The sequence below is a fragment of the Variovorax sp. P4_D9 genome, assembly GCF_056401695.1.
Map to the genome: position 1 here is coordinate 1 of NZ_JBFUIU010000435.1, position 7,717 is coordinate 7,717.

6 protein-coding genes are annotated in these 7,717 nt (G+C 61.9%); all 6 read right to left on the bottom strand.

Annotated elements, in window-relative coordinates; genetic code table 11:
- Nucleotides 1-1,473, bottom strand: a 1,473-nt coding sequence (locus AC1DY5_RS34140; RefSeq protein ID WP_478118727.1) for a GMC family oxidoreductase, incomplete at its 3' end; no start/stop codon positions are given.
- 64 nt (nt 1,474-1,537) lie between these two features.
- Complete coding sequence (locus tag AC1DY5_RS34145; RefSeq protein ID WP_478118728.1) at nt 1,538-2,536, bottom strand: Bug family tripartite tricarboxylate transporter substrate binding protein; 999 nt, start codon at nt 2,534-2,536, stop codon at nt 1,538-1,540.
- A gap of 145 nt (nt 2,537-2,681) precedes the next feature.
- Nucleotides 2,682-3,887, bottom strand: coding sequence for an acetyl-CoA C-acetyltransferase (locus tag AC1DY5_RS34150; RefSeq protein WP_478118730.1), 1,206 nt, complete (start codon nt 3,885-3,887; stop codon nt 2,682-2,684).
- 13 nt (nt 3,888-3,900) lie between these two features.
- The gene (gene fabG / locus AC1DY5_RS34155; RefSeq protein WP_478118731.1) at nt 3,901-4,650 is read right to left on the bottom strand and encodes a 3-oxoacyl-ACP reductase FabG; all 750 of its coding nucleotides are present in this window, start codon (nt 4,648-4,650) and stop codon (nt 3,901-3,903) included.
- A 111-nt stretch (nt 4,651-4,761) separates the two neighbouring features.
- A complete protein-coding gene (locus tag AC1DY5_RS34160) occupies nt 4,762-6,717 on the bottom strand; it encodes an AMP-binding protein (protein WP_478118733.1) in 1,956 nt (651 codons plus the stop codon).
- A 471-nt stretch (nt 6,718-7,188) separates the two neighbouring features.
- Nucleotides 7,189-7,717, bottom strand: a 529-nt coding sequence (locus tag AC1DY5_RS34165; RefSeq protein ID WP_478118734.1) for an enoyl-CoA hydratase/isomerase family protein, incomplete at its 5' end; no start/stop codon positions are given.

Sequence of the window (7,717 nt, forward strand, 5' to 3'; positions counted from 1 at the left end):
GACACGAAGTCGCTCGTCGACCACTGCCATGGTATCTCGACCCATTCGACACGTGCTCGTTTGATGAAAAGCCGAGTTCCCAGTTTCCGCCATGAAGTTCATGAGCTCACTGTCTGAACTGACCTTCGGTCCCGGCAAGAATTCGTCGATGACGCGGCTCGCAATTGGTTCCTTGGTCAGGATCTCTCGAATCTGTCGGATCCCGCTGATCATCGCGCGTGCATCGTCCTCGTTGGCAAGAAAGTTTGGCTCGAGCTTCGGTGCATCCGCAACGTTCGCAGATCGCAATGTGAGAGTGCCGGTAGACTTCGGACGAAGGAGGAAGACTGAGAGACCCAGTCCCGGCTCAGCGTCAACCTCCCAGCGCCGGCTGGAATGGAAGCTGAAAGTCATGGGCCTAAAGCTAATTTGCAGGTCAGCATATTCCACCTTGGGGCTGCTCTTCACGAACGCAGCCGCCTGCGATGCGCCTAGGGCGAGATAGCCGCCCCTCGTTACGAGATAACGCGCGCCTTCCAGGTACTTCCTCAGACCCCTGAGGTTTCGGTTGTAGGAGCTCGAAGGCGTCGCATGGTGCCCCGTATGGACGTAGAAATGGTCTTGCAGATTGGCGCCAACCCCCGGCAACTCCTGGACCTGCGGAATGCCGTGCGCCTGTAGTTGGGCGGCGGGTCCGATGCCGGACAGCATAAGCAACTGCGGTGAGACGATGGAGCCAGCAGATACGATGACTTCTCTCGCGGCGGAAATAACTTGCTTCGAATCACCGCGCACGACCTCCACCCCCGTAGCGCGATTTCCTTCAATAATGACGCGTTGCACTTGGCATCCCGTGCGGACCGTGAGATTGGGCCGGTGTAAGTTGGGCTCAACAAACGCAATATATGCGGACTGCCGGCGACCGTCGCGAATTGTGTGCTGCATGAAACCCACACCGTCATGCAGTTCTCCGTTTATGTCTTCKGTCCGAGGAATGCCCAGCTTCTCCGCCGACTCGATAAAGTCAAATGAACTCGCAGATTTCAGGGACGGGTCGCTGATCCAAAGCGGACCGTTTACGCCGCGGTATTCGTCAGGGCCTCTCTCGTTGTGCTCGATGCCCTTGAAGTACGGAAGCACGTCGGAGTATCCCCAGCCCTGATTGCCCATTCGCTCCCAACTGTCGAAATCAGATCTGTGACCTCGGATGTAAATCATCCCGTTGATTGAGCTTGAGCCCCCTAGGCCCCTACCACGCGGCCAGTACATTGGCCGTCCACCGAGGGCCTGCATTGGCTCGGTCATGTAGTTCCAATTCAGCTCCTTATGCCAGAACAGCTTGGCCATCCCGGCAGGCGTGTGGACCCAGAATCGGTCTGTCTTCGGGCCGGCTTCGAGCAGCAAAACCTGGTTGTCGGGATTCTCGCTGAGACGTCGCGCAAGCACGCAACCGGCCGAGCCGGCACCGATGATGATGTAGTCGAAGATCTCCATCAGTTCGACTCACTGCAACCGTGACAAGGGGGCCTCCCGGTCCTACGGATGGCGGTTCTGATCATCATTGCTTTGGACCCAAGTTTGCGGCCTTCACCGCGTTGCCCCATTTCTCGAACTCTGTGCGCTGGAAGGCGTCAAAGGCCTGGCCAGTGAGCGGCATCGGCTCGAGCGAGAACGAGGCCAACACGTCCGTGACATATTTCGTCTTCATCGCCCCGTTGAGCATCTCACGCATCGTTGCCACATTGCCTGGGGGCGTGTTCGCAGGGAAATAAGTTGCCGTCCAGACCGACACCTCGTAGGAGGGCATCCCCTCCTCCTGGGCTGTGGGCACGTTCGGGTAGGCGGCGATACGCTTGCCACTCACATTGAGCAGCGGGCGGATGCCCGAGGCGACAAAGGGTTTCATCGTCCCAATATCGATGATCATGAGGTGGATGTCCCCGGCAATCATGTTCGTCATCAGGTCGCCGAAGCTCTTGTAGGGCACCGCCAGCAGTTGGACTCCGGCCGCCTGCGCCAGCATCTCGCCGGCCAAGCGCGTCGTAGCCGAAGCACTGCCGACGGTGTATTTTCCCGGGTTCGCGCGCGCGGCATCGAAGAACTCGCGAGCCGAGGCAAACGGGAACTTGGGTCCAACGGCTACCACCAATGGTCCCTTGGACACGCCGGTGATGGGCACAAAATCCTTGACGGCGTCGTACGGCAGATTAGGGATCATGTGCGGATTGACCGCATGCGTGGACAGCGTCGTCAGCAATAGCGTGTACCCGTCGGGCGCTGCTTGCTTGACCGCGCGTGCTCCGAGCGCAGCCTCCGCGCCAGGCATGTTCTCGACGACCACGTTGACGCCTGCAACTTCGGTCATGCCGCGAGCAAGTGCACGACCAATCGCGTCTGCGGAACTGCCCGCGTTGAACGGGACGACCAGGCGGATGGGCTTCGACTTGTCGGGATAAGCCTGCGCGGCCGCACCGTTCATACTCACCACGAAGCAAAGCATCATCAGTCCGAAGAGCCGGGCGCACGCGCGGTAGGTCCGTGTTTTCGTCAGTTTCACGATATGTCTCCTATTTGGTTATCAATTAGTGTCACAAGGGCTGCGCGCGTCCGCCGTGAGCAAATTGCACAGCCATGTGTGAAGCGATACAGGGGTCGGGCTGGCCACTAACCTCGGCGGGGTTCGCCCCGAAGAACATACGTATTTAGGCGCGTTCGAAGACCGCAGCCAACCCCTGTCCGCCGCCGATGCACATCGTCTCCAGGCCGTAGCGTCCGCCGCGGCGCGTGAGTTCGTGCAGAAGGGTCGTCATGATCCGCACACCGGTCGCCCCGACCGGATGACCAAGCGAGATTCCCGAGCCGTTTACGTTGAGTCGGTCCTCCAGATCGGACATTGAACCGTCCAGCGCCTTTACACAGGCCAGCACCTGGCATGCGAAGGCCTCATTGATCTCCAGCAGATCCATCTGCTCCAACCGCAGCCCGGTGCGCGCAAGCAACTTGCGCACGGCCGCGACCGGCCCGATTCCCATGCGCGAAGGTTCACACCCCGCCGCCGCCCAACCCACCAGCCACGCCGAAGGTTCGAGCCCCATCTCATGCAGCTTGTCTTCCGCTACGACCAAGCAGGCCGCAGCAGCATCGTTCTGCTGGCAGGCGTTGCCTGCCGTCACCGTACCGTCCTTTACGACCGTCCTCAGTTTGGCCAGGCTCTCGAGCGTGGTGTCGCCGCGGATTCCCTCATCGCGATCCACGATGATCGGTGCGCCTTTGCGCTGCGGCACTGCGACCGATACAACCTCAGCCGCGAACTTGCCAGACTCCCAGGCCGCCGCAGCACGGCGCTGGCTCCTCGCTGCGTAGGCGTCTGCTTCCTCCCGGGTAATGGAAAAGTCGCGGGCCAGGTTCTCCGCTGTCTCGATCATCCCGCTGATGCGGCCGAAGCGCGATTCCGGCTGAGATCGTTCGCGCCCGCGGTCCAACCGGTCGTGCATCGCAACGGACCCCGCGCGACTGCCCCAGCGCATCGAGGTTGTGTAGTACTCGACATTGCTCATGCTTTCGACGCCACCAGCCATCACAACGTCGGCGGCGCCGGTCTGAACCATCATGGCGGCGGTTGCCACTGCTTGCAGCCCTCCTCCGCAACGTCGGTCGAGCTGCATCCCTGCCACCTCGATCGGAAAGCCGGCCTGCAGCGCCACCCAGCGGCCGGTGCACGGTGTCTCGCCGTTCGTGTAACTCTGGGCGAAGACGACGTCGTCGATGCGGGCCGGGTCGAGTCGGGTTCGCTCGACGATCGCACGCGCGACTGTGGCGCCGAGTTCCTCGACGGACACCGAGCGCAGCTCGCCGCCAAAGGCCCCAACCGGGGAGCGCAGGGGAGAAACAATCGCAGCTCTTCTCATTTTCCAGCCTCCTTCAACCGTACCGTCCACCGGTGACGTGCAAGACCTCGCCAGTGATGAAGCCCGCGGCTTCGCTCGCCAGGAAGGCCACAGCATTTGCAATGTCCTCAGGCCGCCCTACCCGCTTGATCGGCTGCGCTTCGATGGCGCGCGTCTTGATGGCCTCGTAGCTCGCAAGGGCCTGCACCATTTCCGTCTCCATGAAACCAGGGGCAACGCAATTCACCGTGATTCCATAGCGGCCCTCTTCCTGGGCAAGCGCCTTCGCCATGCCAATCAGCCCTGCCTTTGCCGCCGAATAGTTCGCTTGTGTGGGGTTGCCCAGATGCGCGCGTGAGCTGATGTTCACGACTCGCCCCCAGCCCTGCTCGATCATCTTCGGCATCACGGCCCGAGTGGTGAGGAACGCTCCCTTGAGCATGACGCCGATCACGAGATCCCAATCTTCCTCCGACATCTTCACGAGATACCTGTCGCGCGGGAAACCAGCGTTGTTGACGAGAACGTGCACGCCGCCGAAGCGCTCAACCGCCTCCGCTACAAGGCGCTCTACATCGCCGGCACGGGTCACGTCCGCAACGACACAGTGCGCCGATAGGCCCGCTGCTCGAAGCGATTGCGCCGTGGCCTCGGCCTGCTCGCTCAGTATGTCGGTGACCACGACGTGCGCACCTTCCTGTGCCAAGCGGCGAGCCGTCGCCGCACCGAGCCCACGGGCAGAGCCCGTGACGATCGCCACCTTTCCGGTTAGTCCTAGGTCCATTTGTGCTTCCTCTCAATTCGGTTTCAAATCAATCGCCGGCGATCAGACGACAGCCGCGAACTCGTGCCTCGCGACTGCAACGGGGCAATGCCCGCGGCACTGATGGATCGCTCATGCTTCAGGCCGGACGGCAGCCGCGCGAATCTCGTCCAGCGCGGATGGGTTGTCCAGAGACGAGAGATCGCCGGGTGGTTGGTCGCAATAAACACTGCGGATGACGCGCCGCATGATCTTGGAGCTGCGGGTCTTGGGCAACTGAGCAACGCAGTGCACCGCGCTTGGTCTGAAAGGCCGTCCCAAGCGCTTATCGATATGCTGTGTCACCTGTTGCGCGACGTCGATGAGGTCTGTCTCGGCATTCGGCGCGAGCACGAGGAAAACAACCAGCCGCTGCCCCTTGTCGGGATCACTGACACCAATGGCGGCGGCCTCGGCAACCTGCGGCAGTTCCAGCACGACCTCCTCAACCTCCGCAGGGCCCAGGCGCTTGCCAGCCACCTTCAGCGTGTCGTCCGAGCGGCCCATCATGAAGAAGTTGCCGTCTTCGCGGCGCAGCGCCAAGTCGCCATGCACCCACAGGCCCGGGATCGCCCGCCAGTAGGTCTCCAGATAACGCTCACGGTCGTTCCAGAATGAACGGGTCATACCCACGAACGGCTGGCGTACGACGAGTTCTCCCACGGTTCCGGTCAGTGACTTGCCGGCGGCGTCCACCACGTCCACGTCAATGCCGGGTGACACGGTATTGAAGCCGCTCGGCGGGATAGGCCGAAGGAGCACGCTTGCCAGCAACGCCCCAGAAACTTCTGTCCCGCCCGTATAGTTGATGAGGGGCTGAGTGCCGCGGCCGAAGCTGCGCTGGAACCAGGTGAAATGTTCGGGATCGATCCCCTCCCCGGCCGTGATCAGCAGGCGTACGCTGGACAGGTCACCGCGCAAAGCGACTTCTTCGTTGCTCGCCATCCCGCGGATCAGCGTAGGCGCCGAACCGAAGTGAGTAACCTGGTGCCGCTCAACAAGTCGAGACATCCGCGACCAGTCAGGGAAGTCTGGCGCACCGTCGTAGCAAACCAGAGTCGCACCGCGCAAGAGCGCCATGCTGAGTACGAGCGTACCCGCGATCCAGCCCATATCGGCGGGCCAGCAATAAACGTCGCCGGGTCGCACGTCGAAATGCACCACGGCGTCGTGCGCAATCTTGATCGGAAAGCTTCCGTGCGTATGGACCACGCCTTTGGGCTTTCCGGTAGTTCCAGACGTGTAAATGACCATGAAGGGATCGTCGGGACCGAGAACCATCGGAACGCGCGTCGACCCTCGACCGCTATCGATAACGTCCTGCCACTCGAGCTCCCGCGGCCCACTGCGCTCCTGCGGGGGTGACGATTTCCACACAACCTTCTTCAGCGCGGGCAGCTGAGACCACGCTTCACGCACCGTCGACTCCACAGCCACACGCTTGCCGCGGCGGGCGAATCCGGTGGACGCCAGCAGCACGGAGGCCTGAGCCGCGGAAAGCCGCGCCACGACCGCATCCACGCCGAAGCCGCTGAATAGCGGCACGACTATGGCGCCTAGTGACGCGATGGCCAGCAGCGAGACGGAGGCCTCAACGCCGTTCTCCATCAGGAGGCCGACACAGTCGCCACGCGACACCCCAAGCCGGGACAGCCCTTCGGCGAACTCGCGCACGACGACCTCAAGTTCCGAGTAGCTCAAAGTCTTGAGATGGCCGTCCTCGCGCTCGGCAATGATGGCCGTCCGTCCGGCAGTCTCCGGCCGCTTGGACCAGGCGAGTACTGTGTTGACCCAGTTGAGGCGACCTCCGGGAAACCAGCGCGGGAACTCGCGTCCCTCGCTGTCGTCCATGTATCCGTCCGGCTGCGTGTCCCACACGATGCGGCAGTGCTGCATCGCGGTCCTCCAGTAGCGCAGTGGATCGGCAGTAGATCGAACCAGCATGTCGTCGTAACTGGTTGCGCCCAAGGCGCGCATGAGTTGCGCGACGCCGGAGAACTCGCGGTCGGTCGGCGTAGGTTGCCAGGTATTGGGTTCGAGGTGGCTCATTCAGTCCTCCCGTCCGAGGGGCGGGTTTTTCGGGATAGGGGCAATATGCTGAAGGCGCGCCTTCCATCGGTCCTGTTGCCTGAGGAGAACGAGGGTCGTGCGCACGACGGAGCGCGTTTGCAGCCCGTCGGAAAGCAAAAAGGAGAAGTCTCCAAAGCCCTGTGCGACCAAGCAATCCGGTTCCAGGTTGAACACGTGCTGCTCGCGCAACCTCAGCATGCACGAAGAGATTGTTCCGATGTAAAGAGCGGAAGTACGCCTCAATCGCGTGCCGCCCAACGGAGTGGGTCGGGCGTCCGCCGAAGAACAGACCGTCTTCGGTGAAGCACTCGGCCAAGCGTTCGCAGTCCCACACCGAACCGGCAGCGTTCCATGACGCGAGATAACTCTCTATCTCTGCGGGTAGTGATGTGCTACGCGTCATCGTGCTGCCTTCCATTGTCTGGAGTGTCATGAGATCCTCCGACCGCTTCAGACGAACTTGGGGGGKCGACGCTCGCGATAGGACTTGACGCCCTCCTTTACCTCGGGACCGCCAAATCCGAGAAACTCCAGCGCAAGCGAGGTGTCGAAAATGGGCGCCAGCTGACGCCAGTAACCGTTAAGCGAATACTTGGTGAAGCCGATCGCTTCCTGGGCGCCAGCAGCGAGCTCGCGCGCCGTTAGACGCGCCGTCTCCAGCAAACTCTCGTCGTCGACGCAGAGCGATACCAAGCCAATGCGCTCTGCCTCTTCTCCAGAGAGGTGCTTGCAGGTCATCAGGTAGTACTTTGCTTTGGCCATGCCGCACAACAAAGGCCACACCATGGCCGCATGATCGCCGGCCGCCACTCCGAGACGGGTGTGGCCGTCGACAATCTTGGCGGTCCTTGCGGCGATCGAAATGTCGGCCAGCATCGCGACCACCAATCCGGCGCCGACCGCCGGCCCGTGAATTGCCGAGATCACCGGCTTTTTGAAGTTGATCATGTTCACGACCAGGTCGCGAGCCTCGTAGTAC

What these genes read in the sequence shown, in the direction of transcription:
- AC1DY5_RS34150 (WP_478118730.1), bottom strand. Translation starts at nt 3,887, where the DNA reads ATGAGAAGAGCTGCGATTGTTTCTCCCCTGCGCTCCCCGGTTGGGGCC.
- fabG (WP_478118731.1), bottom strand. Translation starts at nt 4,650, where the DNA reads ATGGACCTAGGACTAACCGGAAAGGTGGCGATCGTCACGGGCTCTGCC.
- AC1DY5_RS34160 (WP_478118733.1), bottom strand. Translation starts at nt 6,717, where the DNA reads ATGAGCCACCTCGAACCCAATACCTGGCAACCTACGCCGACCGACCGC.